Origin of the sequence: Nocardia arthritidis, assembly GCF_011801145.1 — a bacterium.
Taxonomy (GTDB): Bacteria; Actinomycetota; Actinomycetes; order Mycobacteriales; family Mycobacteriaceae; genus Nocardia; species Nocardia arthritidis_A.
Window position 1 is genome coordinate 797,476 of record NZ_CP046172.1, and the last position, 19,891, is coordinate 817,366.

A 19,891-nucleotide genomic window follows, 5' to 3' on the forward strand; every position below is an offset into this window, starting at 1 on the left:
TATGTGGCGATTCGGGTGGATTCGTGGGATCGGTCACTCTGTCGGCGCATGTTGGGGGTAGGTGTGGTGCGCAGGCGGTGGTGTGGATTGTGGGATTCTTCCTGCGCTTATGTGCTGGATGCATGGGAAATCGTGGTGTGGCTTCGACTCGGGGTGGCGCGGTGGTGAGCTGCTCGCTGTCGGCGGACCACCGAGGGAGGCGGGTGATGGCGGTGGTGGAAGAGATCGGTTCGACCATTCCGAAGCGTCAGTTGGGGCGGTATTTGCGCGACGGGAGGGAGGAGTGCGGGTTCACGCTCGGACAGGCGGCGCGGATGATCGCGCGAAGCCCCAGCACCTTGCAGCGCATCGAGACTGGGCAGGTCGTCAAGCTGAATCTTGATGATATCGACGCTCTGTGCCGGCTCTACGATTTCAGTCCTGAAAAGACAGCAGCGATGAAAGGCCTTGCAGGAGAGGCGAACAAGGACAGTTGGTGGGTCGAGTACAGCGATTTGATTCCGTCGATGTTGGATATCTTCATTGGTTTGGAGTCCGCGGCGCAGTCGTTGATACCTATGAATCGGAGCTGGTCCCGGGCTTGCTTCAAATACCGGCGTATGCGAGTGCGTTGTTTCGTGCTGTTCATCCAGAGGACGTTCCGGATGACCACGCTCGTCGGGTCCGGTTGCGGATGCGTCGACAGAGTTTGGTCACCAGGAAGCATCGGCCAGCCAAGTATGAGGTTCTGCTTCGTCAGTCGGTGCTGCTCGCTGTAGTTGGTGGCCCGAGGGTGATCGAGGCGCAGCTGAGGCATGTTGCCGATTTGAGTACGCGCCCAAATACCACTGTGCGGATTCTTCCCTTCTCCGCCGGGTTTCCACTCGGTATTGCGCTGGAGCCGTTTGTACTCCTCGACTTCGGGGTTGATGGCCCGGGGAAATCCAAGGGCAAGGTTGTAGAGCCGCCTGTTGTCTACCTTGAAACCCTCACGGGCAGTTTGTATCAGCAGCAGCCTCGAGTAATCGAACGGTACCATCAAACCTACGAGACTATCCGGAAGCAGGCCCTCGATCCGGTAGCGAGTAGAAGTCTGCTTCGGCAAGCGGCGAAGGAATTCGCGCCATGAGGATCGACCTATCGGCCGAAGACTGGTTCAAGAGCCGTCGCAGCAGCGGGGATGGAAACTGTGTCGAAGTTGCCTTCGCGGCGAACAGTCTTGTGGGGGTTCGGGATTCGAAGAATCCTTCGGGTCCTGTATTGGTGTTTACTGCCGATGAGTGGTTGGCTTTCACTGACGCGATGGCTGCCGGCGTATTCCATCGTTGATGGCGGCTCGCGAAATCTATTGCGGTCCAAGCTGGTTCGTTGACTCGACTGTGGCTGTTCGCTTGGTGTGATTTGCGCTGATGGTGCATGCCGACGGTCTGTAACTGATCAAATGGGGCGCATCCGTGACATGGGGGAATTGGGGTTGGGCTATTCGCAGTTGACACCGATCATGGGTGGTCTTCGTGGCGTCCGTGCATGGGTGCTCGGTCGGCTGGTGGGTGTGGAGAGATCCGAGATTGGGGTCGGTCAACTGTGTGGAGTGTGGTGAATAGTCGGTCCGAGCTGTCCGTCGACGTTAGCCTTGGTTACCGGACGTACCGAATGGCCGTAGATGTCCTGTATCCCAACTTCTTTCGGATCTAACTCGACGTTGGTCAGGTGTTCCTGGACTCGACGCATAGTCCATCCGCGCACGGGTTGTGCCCGCACACCGTGGTGGGTGTGCGGGTCAGTCCCGGTCTGTTGGTGGTTGTTGGTCTTTGAGCCAGTCGCGGTGGTGGGACTGGTCGCGGTCGTTGCGGTGGTGGATCCGCGATAGGGCTCGTGCCAGCAACTCGCCGGGGTGGTGGCGGTGGTTGACGCGCGGTGTCCTGGTGGGGTCGATGTGTGGTGGCGCGATCCACCCGGTACGGCCTGGATACCGTGAATCCTTGCCCAGGACAACGGTTTTCCAGCCGTTCGGGCCATCGTTGACCAGACTGTGGCAGTGGTCGCACGCCAAGGTCAAATTTTCGATATCTGTGGCGCCGTCGGCGTGCCAGTCGCTCACATGGTGCGCCGCGCACAGACTCGCCGGTGCGTCGCAGCCCGGGCGGGTGCAGCCACGCAGGGCCGCGGTCAACGCCAACCGCTGTGACGCGGAGGCCAGGCGTCGTTTCCGCGCGAAATGCAGTGGCAGACCGTGTTTGTCGAATACCAGCAGGTAGGGGTCGGCGTGTTCGGCCAACCGCAGGGCCTCGCTGATCGGGATGGTGCCGCCGGTCGCGGTTGTCGCCACACCGGTCTTGCGTTCCAGATCCTCGACGCTGACGGTCATGATCATCGACACCGGCAGGCCGCGGTGTTCACCGAGTTCATCGACCCGGGTTTGCGGGTCCAGCAGCATCGCCAACGCGTCGTGCTGACGCTGCGCCACCGTGCGGGTATCGCGTGTCGCGGCCGCCACCATCGCCTCGCGATCGGCGACATCACAGGCCCCGCACGGGGAGTCGGGGTCGTCGGGGTTGTTCATGCCCGGGCGCGCGTATTTGGCCATGAACGTATCCCACAAACCCCGCAACGTCGGCGACAGCTCACCCCGGATCACCGACATCCCGTCCGGGCGTTGCCGCCCCACCGTGACACCCCGCATCCGGGCCCGATCCTTGTCATCGGTGACACGGCCATCCGGATCCAGATACGCCAGGACCTTGTCCCCGACCGCGGGAATGTCATCAGCGCACAGGGTGCGGGCCAGCCCGGCCAACAAGGTTTCGGTGGCCTCGAATTCGGGATTGTCCACCGACCCCGGCACATGCGCGAGCACCGCCGAAATCCGTTGCGCGTGCGCCACACTGATCGCGCCCTCGGCCAACGCGGCCGCGGTCGCGGGCAGCAACGGCGGATGCACCTCCCCGGCCATATCGACACGTGGACCCAACTCCTTGGCCGCTTTGGCTCGCGCCGACGCCTCAGCATGCGGAATACGCAGTGTCTCAACCAGAAACCCCGGCACGCCCCGCGCACCCACCTTGGCGGGGATCGACCGCTGCACCACCTGCGCCACGATGTGATGCCCGAACCCGGCCAACCGCCGCATCACAGTCTCGACATCCCGCAACAACTCGACCACGTCATCATCCGACAACGGAATCAACGAGGTGCCCACCAACTGATCCACACTGGCGAGCAACGAGTCGGCGACTCGTTGCCCCGCGTCAGGATCGTCCGGTGTCATACCCACACTCTATCGAACCAATATTCGAAAGTCACGAGAAATCAATACGTACAAAGGTAAAATCTTGGTACTCACAATTGCGCCAAACCTGTTGTGGCACAGTAGGAAAGCCTCGACAAGCGGTCGTGATACATCGGCGCTGGCTGCGCCCCCGCGTGCCGGTTTCATTGCCCACGAACGATGGTGAACGCAGAGCGGGTCATTGCTTGTGGACAGTCCCGAATGGCCCCGGCCTGCCGCCGCCGACAGCGATGCCCAACTCGCGAGCCCTCATCCCGGCACCTCGTCGGCCACCGGCTCGCGCATGACCCAGTGACTCCCGCCACGGATCGAACCGACAGCACAGAGACTATTTGACTGGCTACTTGGCACCGCCGAGCCCAAGCGAGATCCAGATCTGGCTGCCGGTCGGCCGTCGATCCGTTGCCGGCACCTCATGGAACCTCGGATAGCGCCCCGTGATTGACCACAGGCAAACCCGCACCCGATACGTTGTCCGAGCCTGGCATGGCGGATATTCACCGCGTCGAGCCGATCGGAACCCGCGATCGGACGGCTGAAGATCCCTGTGCCCCGGCTGGGCATTGCCGCGCGCGTCGACTTCAATTACCACCGACGGGGCCCGAATAGACCCACCTGAGGCGGTGATCACAGCTGCTGAGATCGCAGGTTCTAGTGAATGACTATGTGGGGCTGAGGTATTCGAAAATCGGCAGGACCTACAACGGATGGTCTGGACTCACGACCCGTACCGCCGATAGCGGCGCGCCTCCGTCGATGCCGCCGAATAGCGAGACCTATTGCAGCCCAAGATAACTGGTCAGCTCAACCGCCGCTGCCCGCCCGGCGCGATTGGCGCCGATGGTGCTCGCCGACGGTCCATAACCGATCAGGTGGATGCGCGGATCGTCCGCGACCTGGGTGGCGAGACGGCCGTCCATTTTGATGCCGCCGCCGGGGCCGCGCAGGCGTAGGGGTGCGAGATGGTCGAGGGCGCTGCGGAATCCGGTGGCCCACAGGATGACATCGGCGTGCTGGAAGGTTCCGTCGGCCCAGCGCACGCCGTCCGGTTCGATGCTTTTGAACATCGGGAGGCGTTGCAGGGCTCCGCGTTTCTGGGCGGCGCGCAGTCGGTCGTCGAGGCGTAGGCCGGTCACCGAGACCACCGAGCCGGGCGGTAGTCCGCGCCGGACCCGGTCCTCGACGATGGCGACGGCGGCGCGGCCGGCTTCCGCGGTGAACATGTCGTCACGGAATCGGGGTTCGGTGCGTGTGACCCATGTGGTGGTGGTGACCTGGGATATTTCGTCGAGCAATTGCACCGCCGAGATACCGCCGCCGACCACGACGACGTGTTTGCCCGCGAATTCGGCGGCGGTGCGATAGTCGTGGGTGTGTAGTTGGCGGCCGTGGAAGGTTTCCGCGCCGGGGTAGACGGGGATGAAGGGATGCTCCCAGGTTCCGGTGCAGTTGATGATGCCGCGCACGCGCATGGTGCCCGCGGAATCGGTTTCGGCATTGAGGAATTCTCCCCGGCCGTCGCAGCGGTTGCCGTCGGCGTCGCGGTCGCAGACGACGGTGACCGAGACCGGGCGGCGCACCCGCAATTCGAAACGCTTTTCGTAAAGCTCGTAGTAGTGCGGCACGGCGGTGGCGGCGGGCACGGTTTCCGATCCGGGCGGCAATGTGTCGGCGAACGACATTCCGGGCAAATCGTGCACCCGGTTGACCGTGGAGAGGGTGAGCGACGGCCAGCGGAATTGCCAGGCGCCGCCCGGCGCCTGCGCATGATCGACGATCAGGAACTCGTGTTCGGGGCGCAATCCGAGGCGTTGCAGGTGATAACCGGCAGACAGTCCGGCCTGACCAGCACCGATTACCAGGATCTCGAAGTCTGTCGGCACGTTGCGAGATCGTATCGCCTTCAACGGTCTGGACGGTCGGCTGTGGCAGAGTGAGAGTAACCAAACGACACGCGGTGTGAGCGACGGGCGCGGTAGCTTGTGTGCCCAAGCGGGGCACCGTGAACGCCGCCAATTAGACACCGTCAATTGGGGAGGATGCATGCTCGGAGTTAGCCGCGATGGTGATGTTGTCACCATCGAACTGCAGCGGGAGGAGCGCCGCAATGCGCTCAATATCGAGCTCGTGGCACTGCTACGCGAGGCGGTGTTCGATGCCTCCCAGAACGCCAGGGTCATCGTGCTGACCGGGCAGGGGCCGATCTTCAGCGCGGGCGCCGATCTCGACGGCGTCTATTCACAGGAGTTCCTGGATGGCTTGGTCGATATGCTGCACACCATCGAATCGACCCCGATCCCGGTGATCTCCTCGATCAGCGGCGGCGCGCTCGGCGCGGGCGTGCAGATAGCGCTGGCCTCGGATCTGCGGGTGCTATCCGAGGATTCCTATATCGCCATTCCGGCCGCGAAACTCGGCATCACGGTGGATCGCTGGACGGTGCGCAGGCTGGTCTCGCTGATCGGCGGCGGCCCGGCCCGCACGATATTGCTTGGCGCGGAACCGGTTTCGGCCTCCGACGCGTACAACTTCGGCTTTGCCAACAGGATCGGCACGCTGGCCGACGCGCAGGCATGGGCCAAGCAGATCGCCGCGCTGGCCCCGCTGTCGCTGCGGCATATGAAGCTGGAGCTCAACGACGACGGCACCAGGGAGCCGGAATCTGTGCAGCTGCGTGCGGCGTTGGAAGCGGCATGGACGAGCGAGGACGCGCAGGAGGGCCGTCTGGCCCGGCGGGAGAAGCGCGCGGCGAAGTTTGTGGGGCGATGATGAAGTTGCGCAAGGTGATCGGTTACGCGATGGGTGGTCTCGGGCTGGTCTGGGTGGTGCGTGCGGCGTGGGGGATACCTTCCGCGATCGGCGCATCGATTTCGGCCATCCAGCCGTATGCCACCGGGGCGGTGAACTACCGCAACCGGCAGTTCCACAACACCGAGCCGAGCACCCAGTTGGCGGCGGGATCGGCTCCCTCCCTGCTGTATTCGTTGCTGACGCAGCGAAACATCGGGCGGCCGAAGGGCGTTATCCCGCTGCACACCCCCGAGGCGCCGGATCAGCCGGCCGATCTCGCGGTCACCTGGTACGGGCACGCGACCGCGCTGGTCGAGGTGGACGGCTACCGAGTGCTCACCGATCCTGTTTGGAGCGAACGGGTTTCGCCTTCGATGCTGGTGGGTCCGGCCCGGATGCATCCGGTGCCGACGCCGCTTTCGGCGCTCCCGCCGGTGGACGCGATCCTCATCTCGCACGACCACTACGACCACCTCGACAGGGAAACGGTCCGAGAGCTGTTACGCCGCCAGGACGCACCGTTCCTGGTGCCCATCGGCATCGGCGCGCATCTGCGGCACTGGGGTGTCCCGGAGCAGCGGATTGTCGAATTGGATTGGGGCGGTTCGATTTCCCTGTCCGCGCTGGACCGGCAGCGCGGTTCCGGCGATCTCACCATCACCTGTACCGAGGCCAGGCACTTCTCCGGCCGAGGGCTGACGCGCAACACCACGCTGTGGGCGTCCTGGTCCATCGTGGGGCCGGCCAAGCGGGTGTACTTCGGCGGCGATACCGGATACACGAAGGCCTTCGCCAAAGCGGGCGCAGCGCTCGGGCCGTTCGACCTGACCCTGCTGCCGATCGGCGCGTACGACGACCGCTGGCCGGATGTGCATATGAATCCGGAGGAGGCGGTGCGCGCCCACGCCGACCTTTGTATCGGCGAGGCGGGCTATGGGCACCTGGTGCCGATCCATTGGGCGACGTTCAACCTGGCCTTCCACGGTTGGTCCGAACCGGTGCGCCGAATGGTCGCGGCCGCCGAATCCGCCGGGACGCGGGTCGCGGTGCCGATGCCGGGTGAGCGGGTAGTCCCCAATGGCCTCCCACGGCGGGAATCGTGGTGGGAAGATGTGGGGTGAATAACCTAGTTCGGCGACAGGAAGGAATAAGGGATGAGCTTCGCGGATACCCTGAAGGGCCTGGTCGGCAAGGGTAAGGACGCGGCGGCCAAAAACGCCGAAAAGATTCATGACGCGGTCGATAAGGCCGGCGATTTCATCGACGAGAAGACCGGGCACAAGTACACCGACAAGATCGAGCAGGGCAAGCAGGCGGCCAAGAACGCGGTTCCCGGCGAAGAGCCCGGTGCGCCGCAGCCACCGGCGCCCGAGCCGCCCGCCGAAGGTGAACCGCAGCCCTGATCCGCGTGGCGGGGACCGCGAGTTTGTCGGTCCCCGCCATTAAAATCCAGATATGGTGGTGCGCCGGAAATTCGGCGATATCGAGGTTGAGCTGAACAACCTCGATAAAGTGCTGTACCCGGCAACGGGTACCACCAAGGGCGAGCTGATCGCCTATTACACCGCGATCGCACCGGCCATGCTGCCGCATATCGCGGACCGCCCCGTCACCAGGAAGCGCTGGCCCAATGGGGTCGACGAATCGTCCTTCTTCGAAAAGAATCTCTCCGACCACGCGCCGTCGTGGATTCCGCGGCGCGCCGTCGAACATTCGCGGGGCAAGCAGGTCGTTTATCCGCTGATCGATTCGGTGGCCGGACTGGCCTGGATCGGGCAGCAGGCGGCGTTGGAAGTCCATGTGCCGCAATGGCGTTTCGACGGTTTGGAGCCCGGGCCCGCCACCCGGCTGGTCTTCGATCTCGACCCGGGACCGGGCACCGGGCTGGCCGAATGCGCGGCCGTCGCGCTGGCGGTCCGGGATATGGTCGAGGACATCGGCCTGCACGCATTCCCGGTTACCAGCGGCAGCAAGGGAATTCACATCTATGTTCCGCTGGACCGGGTGCTGAGCCCGGGCGGCGCGTCGACGGTGGCCAAACAGGTGGCCACGAATCTCGAGAAGCTGCGACCCGATCTGGTGACCGCGACGATGGCGAAGTCGGCACGCGGCGGCAAGGTATTCCTCGACTGGAGCCAGAACAACCCGTCGAAGACGACCATCGCGCCGTATTCGATGCGTGGCCGAATGCACCCGAATGTGGCGGCACCACGCGCCTGGGCCGAGATCGAGGACCGGAAACGGTTGCGGCACTTGGCCTTCGACGAGGTGCTCGCGCGCTTCCGAGACGACGGCGATCTGCTCGCCGAACTGGACACCGCACCGCGACCCGATGCGCTCGCCAAATACCGTTCGATGCGCGATCCGGCGCGCACGCCCGAGCCGGTACCGGCCGCGGCTCCGTCGGCCGGGCCGGGCAATCGCTATGTGGTGCAGGAACATCACGCCCGCCGCCTGCACTGGGATGTGCGGCTGGAACGCGACGGTGTGCTGGTCTCGTGGGCGGTGCCGAAGGGGCCGCCCACCTCGTCGGATCAGAACCGGCTCGCGGTGCACACCGAGGATCATCCGCTGGAGTATCTGGAATTCCACGGCGCGATTCCCAAGGGGCAGTACGGCGCCGGGGAGATGATGATCTGGGATGCCGGAACCTACGAGACCGAGAAGTGGCGCGACGACGAGGTGATCGTCGAATTCCACGGGCAGCGGCTCAACGGACGGTACGCGTTCATCCAGACCAACGGCAATCAATGGCTGATGCACCTGATGCGAGAGCAGGTCCGTCCAGAACCGGAAGATAATGGGGCACAAAAGGTTTCACGCGGGTCGGCGCCATTCCCGCGCGGGCTGGAGCCGATGCTCGCGACGCAGGGTGAGGTAGCCGAACTCGACGACCGGGACTGGTGTTTCGAGACGAAGTGGGACGGGTTCCGGCTGATCGCCGAGATCCAGTCCGGCACGCTGACTTTGCGCAGCCGCAGGGGCAATGTGGTGACCGATCGCTATCCGGGCATCGGTGCGTTGGCGCGCGAACTCGCCGGGCATGATGTGGTGCTCGACGGCGAGGCGGTGGTGTTCGACGACCACGACGTGTCCATGCTCGGCCTGCTGCAGGCGGATGCGGCGCGGGCCGTCTTCGTGGCCTTCGACGTGCTGTATCTGGACGGCACTTCGCTTGTCCGCAAACGGTATTCGGACCGGCGGCGGGTGCTGGAGGCGCTGGCGGCCAACGCGCCATCGATGCGGGTGCCGCCACGGCTGGACGGGCCGGGCGAGCAGGCGCTGCGCTACAGCCAGGAGCACGGGCTGGAGGGTGTCGTCGCCAAACGCAAGGATTCGGTGTACCTGCCGGGCAAGCGCGGACATTCGTGGGTCAAGCAGCGCAACTGGCGCACCCAGCGGGTGGTGGTAGGCGGTTGGCGGCGCAGCGACGCACGGGAATTCAAATCGCTGCTGATCGGGATACCGCACGAGGGGCGGCTGTACTACGTCGGCCGGGTCGGCACCGGATTCGACGATTCCGATATGCGGGATCTGGCCAAACAGCTGCGCAGGCTGGAACGCAAAACCAGCCCGTTCGACAACGACCTCACCAAGGAGGAGCGCGAGGCGGCCGTCTGGGTTTCGCCGAAAATCGTTGGCACCGTGCGATTCATGAACTGGACCGAGGCCGGTCGGCTCTGGCATCCGGCCTGGCTCGGCACGGTCGAATAGCGACTGTGACCGGTTTCGCTGGTGGCGAGCGGGATTGCGGCCCCATTCGCTCGGTAGGGTGCGTGCAGATTCGAGAACGAGGAGCGCGCAGTGGATTTCAAGAGCCTGGCGAACAAGGCGTTGGATCTGGCCCAGCAGAACGCCGACAAGCTGGATGTCGTCATCGAGAAGGCGGGCGATCTGGTCGACAAACAGACCGAGGGCAAGTTCGCCGACAAGATCGAGACCATCGAGGAGGCCGCCAAAAAGGCGCTGCGCGCTAAGGATTGAGCAGCGGCGTGATGGTGGCCGTATCGGTGACGATCGCATTGCCCTGGAATGCGAAATCGTCGTAGGCGCGGGCCATCGCGGCCGCGTCCCGGCCGTCGCAGGCATCGCGCACCACGATCGGGATGAAACCCAGATCCGTGGAGTGTGTGACGGTCGGCGCGATACCGATCTCCAGCGCGACACCGGCGATCGCGTACGCGCCGATACCGAGATCGCGCAGCGTCGAGGCCAGCGGGGTGCCCTCGAACGCCGACATCGAGGTCTTGTCGAAGACGATCTCGTCGCCGCGCGGCCGCAGCTCGGGAATCAGCTCGAAGCCCGGTGTATCGCGCAGCAGGATCGGCTTCAGATCGTCGACCGAGTCGGCCTGCTGCCACGACATCGCCATCCGCAGCGCGAATACGCCGCTGAGCCGGCGCGGCAGGAAGAAGTGCCGCAGGAAGATCACCGGATAGCCGCCGCGGCGCGCCGACTCGACCAGGTGGACGACGTTGTCGACCACCTGCTTGGTGTCCTCGAGCTGAGCCAGCACGCCGACCTGCATGTCGTAGACGATCACCGCGAGTCGGTGCGGTGCGCACACATCGGCGAGTTCCTCGGGAATTTCCAGTCCGTTGCCACGTCGCATGATGGGCTCGTCTCTCCTCGGCACCGATCACCGTCGGGCGGCGATTCGGTTGCGCAGCGGGCACTTTCGGAACACTCTAACTCTCGATTCCGCGGAAAATCGGCGACGCCGGGGGTTACCTTCGGATAGCCATTGCCTATCCATTCCGACCGGCAGTAATGTTATGGCCTCGAGGCCGGGGGCGGGCCTCATCGAACACTGGAGGCCCAGATGAGGCACAGTGCATTGATACGAGTTCTGGCCGTTGCGGCCTTGCTGGCGTTCGGTTCGATATCCCCGGCGCACGCGCTGCCATATCCGGATGACGATCCCTTCTACGCGGCGCCCGCCGATATCGGGTCTTATTCGAACGGCGCGATCGTGCAGGCCAGGCGGATCGCGATGTTCGGTCTGCCGCTGCCGGTTTCGGCGTGGCAGGTGAAGTACCGGAGCACCGACTCGTCCGAGCGGCCGGTGGCGGCGGTGACGACGGTGCTGGCGCCGCTGCTGCCCTGGTTCGGACCCGGCGCCCGGCCGCTGCTGTCATATCAGATCGCGGAGGACAGCCTGGGGACCAGGTGCGCCCCCTCGTACGGGCTCGGCGGCGGCTGGGATCTCGGCGGGATCAACACCTACATCGACACCCCGTTCATCGCGACGGCGCTCGGCCGCGGCTGGGCGGTGGTGACCAGCGACTACGAGGGTCCGCAGTCCCGGTTCCTGGACGGCGTCGATTCGGGTCGGTTGGTGCTCGACGGCATCAGGGCGGCCCGCGCACTCGCGCCCGATGGCGTGAACGACGCGAGTCCCATTGGGGCATGGGGATATTCGGGCGGCGCATTCGCTACGCTGTGGGCCGCGCAGCTGCAGCCGCGATACGCGCCGGATGTGCGGTTCGCCGGTATCACCTCAGGCGGTGTGCCCGCCGACTGGACGGCGATTGCCCGCGGCGTCGACGGCACCGCCCAGGCCGGGCTGGCCATGCTGGTACTCATCGCGACGGCCCGCAACGACACCGGCAACGGGGTGCTCGAGCTGCTCAACGATCGTGGCCGGGCACTGGTGTCGAACGAATCCGGCTCTTGCGGTGGGGATTTGGTTGCGAAGTATGTCAACGCGCACGCCGACGACTTCGCGCGGGCGCCGGGCCTGTTCGCGAACCCGGTTTTCAAGGCGGCCACCGATATTCAAGAACTCGGCGCGGTGGCCCCGCGGGCGCCGCTGTACCTGTACCACAGCAACAGCGATGACGTGATCCCGGTCGCCGGGTATACGGCGCTGGTGAACCGCTACTGCGCGGCGGGTGCGGATATCGCCTATAGGCACTCGCCGTTCCCGGGTCACAACCCGGCCGCCGTCGGCGAGGCCCCCGGTGCGTTCGGCTACCTGTCCGACCGGTTCGCCGGGATACCGGTCCCGGCAGGCTGTCGGGGCGATTGATCAGCTGGATGCAATAAAGAAAAGCCGAGGCGCGCAACGGGGCTCCGAGGCGCGCCTCGGAGCCGAGGAACACGGGCTGCGCATAAGGCAGCGGAGCGTGCGCTACGCACAGGGAAACAGAAAAGCCAAGGCGCGCAACGGGACTCCGGTGCACGCCGCGGCGCCGAAGAACATGGGCTGCGGATAAGGCAGCGGAGCGCGCTACGCGCAGGGAACAGAAAGCCGAGGCGCGCAACTGGACTCCGGTGCACGCCGCGGCGCCGAAGAACATGGGCTGCGGATAAGGCAGCGGAGCGCGCTACGCGCAGGGAACAGAAAGTCAAGGCGCGCACCGGAATCCGGTGCGCGCCGCGGCTTCAGCTGGTGTTGGGCCGGGTCATGGGCGACCCGGGGCGATTACTTGCGGTCGCTCGGTTCCGACCATTTCGTGGTGCCGGGCGGCGCGGCGAGGGTGCCGATCAGGTCGATGCCCGCGATCAGCAACGTCGGGCCGCCGACAATGACGGTGCCGATGATGCCGCCGACCGCGGCACCGGCGATCACGCTGGCGATCACGCCGGGGCCGGCGACGATGCCGGTGAGTCCGACGAGGGCGCCGATCGCGGTGCCGATGAAACCACCGATGGCGGTGGCGATGCCGAACTGCGAACTGAACGCGTTCATCGCGCGCTGGTTCTCGGCGTTCGAGGCGATCGGCGCCGCGGTGGCGGGCCGGGCCTGCGTGTAATCCTTGACTGCGGTGAGCTCGAGTACCCTGCCGTCATCCCGTACCGCGTGCGGTAGCGGGAATTCGAGCCCATCCTGCCGGAAGGACAGCGGAAGGGTAACGACAGTGTTGCCCGCCTCGTCCTTGATATCGACGTTGTTGCCGGACATTTGGAAATGTCCGTTGGTCAGTGTGGTGACGACGGTGTCGCCGACCAGCTGTGCCTGGTACCCGATCTCTGGGGTGGTTGCCGGCTCGGCGTGCGAGACGCCCGCGCCGACCGCGACAGCGGCCACGAGCGGGACGGCAACCGCAGTGATCTTGCGGAGTATCATCGGGTGTTCCAATCTAGATTCATCAGGTCGTGCCAGATTTAGCGAACGCTTCGCCCGTCGGGTTTTCTTCCCCCAGTTTCGAATTCCCCCGGTTCCAATTACCCAGTGGACATATGCCCAGCGGCCTTATGTCCAGTGCCCATGCGAAGCGTGATCTGATCCCAGCAACCAGCTGCTGCGGTGCTCAACTCTACCCCGATGTGAAACACCACTCACTCGATTTCGTGTGGGTCGTCCAGTTCGATCGAGTCCGAAAGTTGTTATAGCCGTTCGGTATACGTGCAGCGCGTCACTTCAGGACGTTGATCGCGCGGGCGATGACCAAGGCGGCGAGTACCAGTGATGTAGCGGATTGCAACATCATCGAGAGCTTGGCCCAGCGTGACATCGGCATCACATCGGTCGGGCTGAAGGCGGTCGCGTTGGTGAATGCCAGATACAGGTAATCGGTGAACTCCGGTTCCCAGTCCGGCCGGGTCAAATCGGGATTCTGCATCTGGGCGAACAGGAAGTCCGGCAATAGTTTCCTGGCATGCGCGCGGGCCGCCGGGCCGCCGCGGTCGAATTCCCAATACAGCAGGGCGAAGACCAGCACATTGGTGATCCAGATGGACCCGCCGGAACCGAGCAGCTTCGCGGGTTGATTGCTGAGCACGCCGGTGAGCAGCCCGTCCACCAGCAGGGCCGCCGACCACACGTTGGCCAGACCGAGCAGACCGGTCAGGACCAATCCGAGGGCGCGCAGCAGATTCGACTCGTGATTGATGCGTACCGGGTTCGCGGCGAACAGGACGATCAAGAGCAGCAGTTCCAGCGTCGGCAGCGGCCACCATGGATCCATGCGGAATTCGCGAGGCAGCGCCACCATGCAGACGACGGCCAGCGTTGCCACGATCCGCGATTCGCCCGCGGTCTTCCGCTGCCAGGCCGGAACGTCGTCGTCGGCGCTCGTCATAGCGCCAGTATCGTCCGTATTTGCGGTGTGTCGCCGCCGAACACACCCCTCAGAGCAGCAGCGTCGATGTCACCGCCGCGAGGCAGACCGCGATCACCAACCCCAGCGCGATCGCATCGGCCCGGCCTGGCGTCGTCGGATGCGCGGTGAGCTGGCCGGTGCCGCCGCGCGCGGTGATGGCCTCGCCGAGTTCGCCCGCGCGCCTCGTCGATACGGCCATGGCGGCGGTGAGCAGGTCGATCATCGGATTGTCCGCGGCGCGGTAGAGGAAACTGTCCTTGGGCCGGAGCTTGCGCGCGGCCCGCAGCACCCGCATCTCCTCCAGCAGCAGCGGCAGCCCGCGCAGGGTGAGCGCGATGACGACGGCCCATTCATCCACCGGCACACGGAGTTTGCGCAGCGGTGCGCCGAGAGTGGCCAGAGCGGGGGCGATTTCGCCCATAGGGGTGGTCCAGGCGACGATGAACGACGCGGCCACCATCATCAATCCGAAGAGTACGACCTGCACATAGCGGATCACCGCGTCCACACCCGCGGGAACGGTGGTCAGACCGCTGAAGATCAGCAGACCCCAGAACCACAGCGGCAGCCGCGGCAGCGTGCCGAGCGGCAGCCGGGCCGTAAGACAAACGGCCGCAAGGAAAATCACCATCAGCCCGAGCACCGGCCAGGACGGCCAGAACATCAGCACCAGGCTGATCAGGAAGACCGCGATCATCTTGGTGCCCGCCCACAGGCTGTGCACCGGGCTGGCGACCGGAACCTCGCGCAGCAGCACGGTACTCATCGGTGGCCTCCCTGTTCGATATGCAGTGCGGAATCGATCGCCGGACGCGCCGTGGCCCTGGGCGAATCCGGTTGGCGCACCGGATCTTTGGCTGCCTCCCGGACGGGCTCGGCCTCCAGGATGCGCCCGGCCTCCAGGTGGACGGTGCGGTCGCACACCGCGGCCATATCCGTGACATCGTGCGAGATGACGATCAGCGTGAGACCGGAATCCCGCAGGTGCGCAAGCAATTCCACAATATCGGTGCGGCCCGTCGGATCCAGGCCCGCCAGCGGCTCGTCGAGCACGACAACCGGCGCGTGGCTGGCGACGATGGCCGCGAGCACCACTCGCTTGGCCTGCCCGCCGCTGAGTTCCTCGATCGAGCGCGCGGCCAGCGCCCGATGCAGGCCCACCGCGTCCAGCGCCCGGCCGACCGCGCCGGATCCGGTGGCCCGGCCGCCCCAGTCGGCGATTTCCGCGCCGACCGTCTCCTTCTGCAGCTGCAGGCGAGAATGCTGGAAGGCCAGCTCCACCCGGCCGATCTGTTTCGCGACCGGTTTGCCGGCGAGTTCGCAACGGCCGGAACTCGGTTCGAGCAATCCGGCGATGATCCAGGCCAGCGTCGACTTGCCGGAGCCGTTGCCACCGACGACGAGCAGCGCCTCACCGCGCCGCACCGACAGCTCGACACCGTGCAAAGCCGGTGCCTCCCAAGGGGTTCCGCGATTGTAGGTGTAGCGGACGTCGTGCAGCCGCAGGATCGGATCGCCCATCGGCCTGCGCCGCTGGTCGCGCACCGGCTGCGGCCATGCGGGCAGTTGGGTGACGGTGCGCCCGTTCGCCAGATGGATCACCCGGTCGGCGGCGGCCGCATCGGCCTCATGGTGGGTGACCAGCACCACCGCCATCGGATGCCGCCTCGGCAGCTCGGCGAGCAGGGCGACCAGATCGCGGCGGCCCTCCGGATCGATCATCGAGGTGGCCTCGTCGGCGATGAGCAGCGCGGGCCTGCGGGCCAGCGCCGCCGCCACCGCGAGCCGCTGCTGCTGGCCGCCGGACAGCGTCGCGGTCTCCTTCTCGCCCATGCCGTCCAGGCCGACCTCACGCAGCAGCCCGTCCACATCGACCTGCCCGGCCAACTCCAGCGGCAGACCCCAGACGACGTCGTCGGCCACCCGCACGCCGAGCGTCTGGCTCTCCGGCCGCTGCAACACCATCGCGGTGCCGCCGAGATGGCCGAGCCCCGCCGAACCGGGCCGGTCCACCGTGCCCCCGGTGGGCGGCAGACCGGCGAGCAGCCTGGTCAGCGTGGATTTACCGGAACCGTTGTGCCCGACCACCGCGACGAATTCGCCGACGTCGACGCTCAATTCGATATCCCGCAGCGCATCGGTCCTGGCACCGGGATAGCGGAAGGACGCGCCGCGCAGGGTGACCGGCAGCGGCGCGATGGGCCGGTCGTCGGGCGGTGCGTCGAGCCGGTCGGCGCCGGGCAGCCAGGTCAACCGGTCCAGCACCGCGCCGAGCACGTACCAGGAGAACATCGCGGTGGTCACCACACCGAATGCGACGCCGCCGCCGACGAAGGCCCACCACCAGTGCAGCACGGTTTCGGCGGCATCCATCGCCGCCCGGCCGAGCGGCGCCAGCTGCGGCTGCTTCGCCGCGAGCTCCTGAATGCCGCGCGCGGAGTTGTGGATGTTGTCGAACAGCAGGTTGCGGGCCCGCGAGAGCACCAGCAGGCCGACGATGGAGAGCGCGGCCCAGGCCAGCGCCGTCAGCGCGGAGAGCCCGGCCACCGCGATCACGCCGCCGCGTCTGCGTTTGACGATGCCGACAACGCCGGCGACGGTGGCCGCCGCGACGATGCCGGTGGCGGTCAACAGCCCGGCGACCACGAAGGAGACCAGGGTCGCGGCCATGGTCGTGGTGACCAGCGCGCGCAATCGGTGCCGGTAGGCGAGCAGTCCGAGCGGGACGGCGGCGACCAGATTGAGGCCGGCCGCAATGGGAACCACCGAGCCGACGGTGACCAATCCGACGGTGACGCCGCCCAGTACGGCGCCGGTGGCCAGCTCGATCGGACGCAGCGGTCCGTGCTCGATCGGTCCGGTTCTGGGCAGTGCACTCACGGAACAAGTCTGCCAGCTCGCGTCGTCCGGCACTCGGGCGTTGGTGTTTACCGGATCTTGTCCGGGGACCTCACGCGGCTCGGGTGGTAGTGAACTTGGGCTCCGGGCTGCCGGACGTTGTCTGCGAACCTCACGCGGCTCGGGTGGTAGTGAATTTGGGCTCCGGGCTGCCGGACGTTGTCTGCGAACCTCACGCGGCTCGGGTGGTAGTGAATTTGGGCTCCGGGCTGCCGGACGTTGTCTGCGAACCTCACGCGGCTCGGATGATCAAAAAATCAGTGGGGTCGAGGCTGCGGGTCCGGCGACGGTAACTCAACTGGGAGCCCGGCCAGTTGTTGGTGATCCGGCCTGCGGAGTTGCGATACCAGCTGGTGCAGAAGTTCCACGGGGTGCGGTTCAGCCGTTGCTGCAGCGCGGTATTGAACCGCTCCTCGGGTTCCGGCCGCACCTCCAGCGTGTGACCTGGACGGTCGGCCAGCAGTCGCACGGCCTGGCGGATGTAGCGGGCCTGCGATTCGATCATGTAGATGATCGAGCCGACGCCGAGGTTGGTATTCGGGCCGTAGACCAGGAACATATTGGGAAAGTTCGGCACCGTGATACCCAGGTGCGCGTGCGCGCCGTCCTGCCACTCGTCCGAGAGCTTGCGCCCGCCGCGGCCGTAAATGGCCATGGGCCAAAGGAATTCGGTGCCCTTGAAGCCGGTGCCGTAGATGATCACATCGGCCTCGTGTACCGTGCCGTCGGCGGTGCGCACGCCCGCCGGAACGATTTCGGCGATCGGGGTGGTCTCCACCTCGGCGTTCGGCTGGGTCAGCGCCGGGTAGTAGTCGTTGGAGAACAGCCCGCGTTTGCAGCCGATCGGATAGTCGGGGGTGAGTTTCGCGCGTAGCTCCGGATCGGTCACCTGCTCGTTGAGGTGGTGTAGCGCGATCGCGGCGACCCAGCGGGTGATCACCGGGAATTCCACCAAACCCAGCGAAACGAATTCGGCGATCGCCCACCAGCCGAAGCGTTCGACCAACAGTGCGCCCGGCACGCGGGCGAAGAGTTTGTGCTGGATCGGCTTGTAGTCGGTATCGAATTTGGGCAGCACCCATGCCGCGGTGCGCTGGAACAGGGTGAGCTGGGCGACCTTCGGTTGGATCCGCGGGACATATTGGATGGCGCTCGCGCCGGTGCCGATGCAGGCGACGCGTTTACCGGTCAGGTCGATGTCGTGATCCCATTCGGCCGAGTGGAAGGACCGTCCGGCAAAGGTTTCGATGCCGGGCAGGTTGGGCAGCGCCGGGCGGGAGAGCTGGCCGACCGCGGAGATCAGCACGTCGGCGATATGGGTCGCGCCGTCGGCGGTGCGGACCGTCCACTGGCCGGTCGGATCGTCGAATTCGGCGTCGGTCACGTCGGCGCCGAAGACGATGTGGTCGAGCAGCCGATGCCGCTCGGTGACCGTGCGCAGGTAGCCGAGAATCGCCTGCCAGTCCGAATACCGTTGTGGCCAATCCGGTTTCGGCTCGTACGAGTACGAGTAGAGCGGGGACGGCACATCGCAGGCCGCGCCGGGATAGGTGTTCTCCCGCCAGACACCGCCGAGCGCGGTCGACCGCTCCAGGATGGTGAAGTCGGTGAAACCGTTGCGCTGCAATTCGATCGCCATGCCGATGCCGCCGAATCCGGCACCGATGATGATGATCGATGGATGCCTGCCCGTCATGTGGCACTCCTCACATCGCTTGGCTGAATTCCACTGTAGGTGCGCATGCACGGATCAATAGAGATATTCGGCCATAATGACCTGGTGGTCCGGGCAGATGCCGAGCGGGTGCTCGATCCAGGAATCCGCGATTGGAACTTCAGTCGCGGTATAGCCAGCGTCGCTCTGATGGTCGGCTACGCGGCGGAATACGGGGTCCCATCGGCCAAGATGCTCACCGGAACCAAGCTGACCGAGGCACAGCTGCACGATCCGGACCTGCAGATCGACGCGTCGACCGAGCTGGCCGTCATTCGCAACCTGGTGCGTGAACTCGGCGCCCGGCCCGCGCTCGGCATGGAACTCGGGCAACGCTACCGGATCACCACCTTCGGCATCTTCGGCTTCGCCTGCGTCAGCAGCCCGACCCTCGGCGAGGCCATCTCCTTCGCGCTGCGCTATCTGGAGCTGAGCTTCACCTTCTGTCTACCGGTGGCCGAATGGCGGTCCGGCGAATTCGTCGCCGCGATCCACGATGAGCTGATCCCGGCCGATGTGCGGCAATTCCTGGTGGAGCGCGACGTCACCGCCATGCATCAGGTGATGACCGACCTGCTGGGCAGGCCGCTGCCGCTCACCAGCGCCGAATTCCGTTTTCCGGAACCGGATTACGCGGATCGGATCGAGGCGGTGATCGGGGTGGCGCCGCGCTTCGGGCGGCCGCGCAACCTGTTCGCCTTCGATCCCGCGGTGCTGGATCAGCCGCTGCCGCAGGCCAACGAGCACACCTGGGCCATGTGCCTGGCCCAGTGCCGCGACCTGGTGCACCGGCGGCGGGCCCGCACCGGTATCGCCGCCGAGGTGCGCGAACTGCTGGTGCCGGGTAGCGACGGATATGGCGCTCCGCCCGGAATTGACAGTGTGGCAAAGCATCTCAATATGAGTACGCGCACGCTGCGGCGGCACCTCGACGCGGCGGGCACCAGCTATCGGGCGCTGCTGGACGAGGTGCGCAGGGCCTTGGCCGAGGAAATGCTTTCCGCCACACCGCTTTCGGTGAGCGATGTGGCGATCCGGCTGGGCTACGCGGAATCGTCGACCTTCATCTACGCGTTCAAGCGTTGGACCGGACTCACCCCGGCGGCCTACCGCCGGGATCGGTTACTGCGGCGCTGAACTGGTCGGTGCTCATTACGGCCGTGTCCGCCTCAT

The 19,891-nt window shown here is 65.7% G+C and carries 17 protein-coding genes and 1 pseudogene; 10 read left to right on the forward strand and 8 right to left on the reverse strand.

All coding sequences use genetic code 11. The annotated features are described in order from the left end of the window. Positions 1-206 precede the first annotated feature (206 nt). The 3 genes and pseudogenes from F5544_RS46160 to F5544_RS03780 all read left to right on the forward strand — a co-directional run. Positions 207-377: pseudogene (locus F5544_RS46160) on the forward strand (helix-turn-helix domain-containing protein); the annotation flags it as partial. 98 nt (positions 378-475) lie between these two features. Then, positions 476-1,108, forward strand: coding sequence for a DUF5753 domain-containing protein (locus F5544_RS03775; RefSeq protein ID WP_238847068.1), 633 nt, complete (start codon positions 476-478; stop codon positions 1,106-1,108). After that, on the forward strand, positions 1,105-1,308 hold the full coding sequence (locus F5544_RS03780; RefSeq protein ID WP_167471873.1) for a DUF397 domain-containing protein: 204 nt from the start codon (positions 1,105-1,107) through the stop codon (positions 1,306-1,308). The genes F5544_RS03775 and F5544_RS03780 overlap by 4 nt, the downstream gene beginning before the upstream one ends. 451 nt (positions 1,309-1,759) lie before the next feature. Here the strand turns inward: F5544_RS03780 and F5544_RS03785 are convergent, their stop codons facing one another. Continuing rightward, a complete protein-coding gene (locus F5544_RS03785) occupies positions 1,760-3,247 on the reverse strand; it encodes an HNH endonuclease signature motif containing protein (RefSeq protein ID WP_167471874.1) in 1,488 nt (495 codons plus the stop codon). Positions 3,248-4,044: 797 nt separating this feature from the next. Further along, positions 4,045-5,151 (reverse strand): NAD(P)-binding domain-containing protein, encoded by a 1,107-nt coding sequence (locus F5544_RS03790; RefSeq protein ID WP_203217485.1) that lies wholly within the window; start codon positions 5,149-5,151, stop codon positions 4,045-4,047. Between the two features lie 160 nt (positions 5,152-5,311). Between F5544_RS03790 and F5544_RS03795 the strand changes: the two genes are divergently transcribed. The 5 genes from F5544_RS03795 (at position 5,312) to F5544_RS03815 (ending at position 10,042) form a co-directional block, all read left to right on the forward strand. Next, positions 5,312-6,037: an enoyl-CoA hydratase gene (locus tag F5544_RS03795; RefSeq protein ID WP_167471876.1), complete on the forward strand. Its 726-nt coding sequence runs from the start codon at positions 5,312-5,314 to the stop codon at positions 6,035-6,037. Beyond that, a complete protein-coding gene (locus F5544_RS03800; protein ID WP_167478966.1) occupies positions 6,037-7,179 on the forward strand; it encodes an MBL fold metallo-hydrolase in 1,143 nt (380 codons plus the stop codon). The genes F5544_RS03795 and F5544_RS03800 overlap by 1 nt, the downstream gene beginning before the upstream one ends. Positions 7,180-7,212: 33 nt before the next feature. Next, positions 7,213-7,461, forward strand: coding sequence for an antitoxin (locus F5544_RS03805; protein ID WP_167471877.1), 249 nt, complete (start codon positions 7,213-7,215; stop codon positions 7,459-7,461). Positions 7,462-7,513: 52 nt separating this feature from the next. After that, positions 7,514-9,772: an ATP-dependent DNA ligase gene (locus F5544_RS03810; RefSeq protein ID WP_167471878.1), complete on the forward strand. Its 2,259-nt coding sequence runs from the start codon at positions 7,514-7,516 to the stop codon at positions 9,770-9,772. A gap of 90 nt (positions 9,773-9,862) precedes the next feature. Further along, positions 9,863-10,042, forward strand: coding sequence for an antitoxin (locus tag F5544_RS03815; RefSeq protein WP_167471879.1), 180 nt, complete (start codon positions 9,863-9,865; stop codon positions 10,040-10,042). Here the strand turns inward: F5544_RS03815 and F5544_RS03820 are convergent. Continuing rightward, entirely contained in the window at positions 10,032-10,670 is a 639-nt protein-coding gene (locus tag F5544_RS03820) for a cysteine hydrolase family protein (RefSeq protein ID WP_167471880.1), read from the reverse strand. The two genes, F5544_RS03815 and F5544_RS03820, sit on opposite strands and share 11 nt — an antisense overlap. Positions 10,671-10,880: 210 nt before the next feature. Between F5544_RS03820 and F5544_RS03825 the strand changes: the two genes are divergently transcribed. After that, positions 10,881-12,089: a lipase family protein gene (locus F5544_RS03825; RefSeq protein WP_167471881.1), complete on the forward strand. Its 1,209-nt coding sequence runs from the start codon at positions 10,881-10,883 to the stop codon at positions 12,087-12,089. Positions 12,090-12,485: 396 nt separating this feature from the next. Here F5544_RS03825 and F5544_RS03830 read toward each other — a convergent pair whose 3' ends face one another. From F5544_RS03830 to F5544_RS03850, 5 genes are all read right to left on the reverse strand, one after another. After that, positions 12,486-13,130, reverse strand: coding sequence for an ammonium transporter (locus F5544_RS03830; protein WP_167471882.1), 645 nt, complete (start codon positions 13,128-13,130; stop codon positions 12,486-12,488). Between the two features lie 289 nt (positions 13,131-13,419). Continuing rightward, positions 13,420-14,085 (reverse strand): hypothetical protein, encoded by a 666-nt coding sequence (locus F5544_RS03835; protein WP_167471883.1) that lies wholly within the window; start codon positions 14,083-14,085, stop codon positions 13,420-13,422. Between the two features lie 49 nt (positions 14,086-14,134). Next, positions 14,135-14,872: an energy-coupling factor transporter transmembrane component T family protein gene (locus F5544_RS03840; protein WP_167471884.1), complete on the reverse strand. Its 738-nt coding sequence runs from the start codon at positions 14,870-14,872 to the stop codon at positions 14,135-14,137. After that, on the reverse strand, positions 14,869-16,986 hold the full coding sequence (locus F5544_RS03845) for an ABC transporter ATP-binding protein (protein WP_238847069.1): 2,118 nt from the start codon (positions 16,984-16,986) through the stop codon (positions 14,869-14,871). The genes F5544_RS03840 and F5544_RS03845 overlap by 4 nt, the downstream gene beginning before the upstream one ends. A 250-nt stretch (positions 16,987-17,236) precedes the next feature. Next, a complete protein-coding gene (locus F5544_RS03850) occupies positions 17,237-18,700 on the reverse strand; it encodes a flavin-containing monooxygenase (protein ID WP_167471885.1) in 1,464 nt (487 codons plus the stop codon). Positions 18,701-18,784: 84 nt separating this feature from the next. Between F5544_RS03850 and F5544_RS03855 the strand changes: the two genes are divergently transcribed. Continuing rightward, complete coding sequence (locus F5544_RS03855) at positions 18,785-19,855, forward strand: AraC family transcriptional regulator (RefSeq protein ID WP_238847070.1); 1,071 nt, start codon at positions 18,785-18,787, stop codon at positions 19,853-19,855. Positions 19,856-19,891: the final 36 nt, after the last annotated feature.

Bases quoted from the DNA above. Each gene is read 5' to 3' on its own strand.
- F5544_RS03850 (WP_167471885.1), bottom strand. From the start codon at position 18,700: ATGACGGGCAGGCATCCATCGATCATCATCATCGGTGCCGGATTCGGC.
- F5544_RS03840 (WP_167471884.1), bottom strand. From the start codon at position 14,872: ATGAGTACCGTGCTGCTGCGCGAGGTTCCGGTCGCCAGCCCGGTGCAC.
- F5544_RS03800 (WP_167478966.1), top strand. From the start codon at position 6,037: ATGAAGTTGCGCAAGGTGATCGGTTACGCGATGGGTGGTCTCGGGCTG.
- F5544_RS03835 (WP_167471883.1), bottom strand. From the start codon at position 14,085: ATGACGAGCGCCGACGACGACGTTCCGGCCTGGCAGCGGAAGACCGCG.
- F5544_RS03795 (WP_167471876.1), top strand. From the start codon at position 5,312: ATGCTCGGAGTTAGCCGCGATGGTGATGTTGTCACCATCGAACTGCAG.
- F5544_RS03825 (WP_167471881.1), top strand. From the start codon at position 10,881: ATGAGGCACAGTGCATTGATACGAGTTCTGGCCGTTGCGGCCTTGCTG.
- F5544_RS03785 (WP_167471874.1), bottom strand. From the start codon at position 3,247: ATGACACCGGACGATCCTGACGCGGGGCAACGAGTCGCCGACTCGTTG.
- F5544_RS03820 (WP_167471880.1), bottom strand. From the start codon at position 10,670: ATGCGACGTGGCAACGGACTGGAAATTCCCGAGGAACTCGCCGATGTG.
- F5544_RS03810 (WP_167471878.1), top strand. From the start codon at position 7,514: ATGGTGGTGCGCCGGAAATTCGGCGATATCGAGGTTGAGCTGAACAAC.
- F5544_RS03805 (WP_167471877.1), top strand. From the start codon at position 7,213: ATGAGCTTCGCGGATACCCTGAAGGGCCTGGTCGGCAAGGGTAAGGAC.
- F5544_RS03830 (WP_167471882.1), bottom strand. From the start codon at position 13,130: ATGATACTCCGCAAGATCACTGCGGTTGCCGTCCCGCTCGTGGCCGCT.
- F5544_RS03780 (WP_167471873.1), top strand. From the start codon at position 1,105: ATGAGGATCGACCTATCGGCCGAAGACTGGTTCAAGAGCCGTCGCAGC.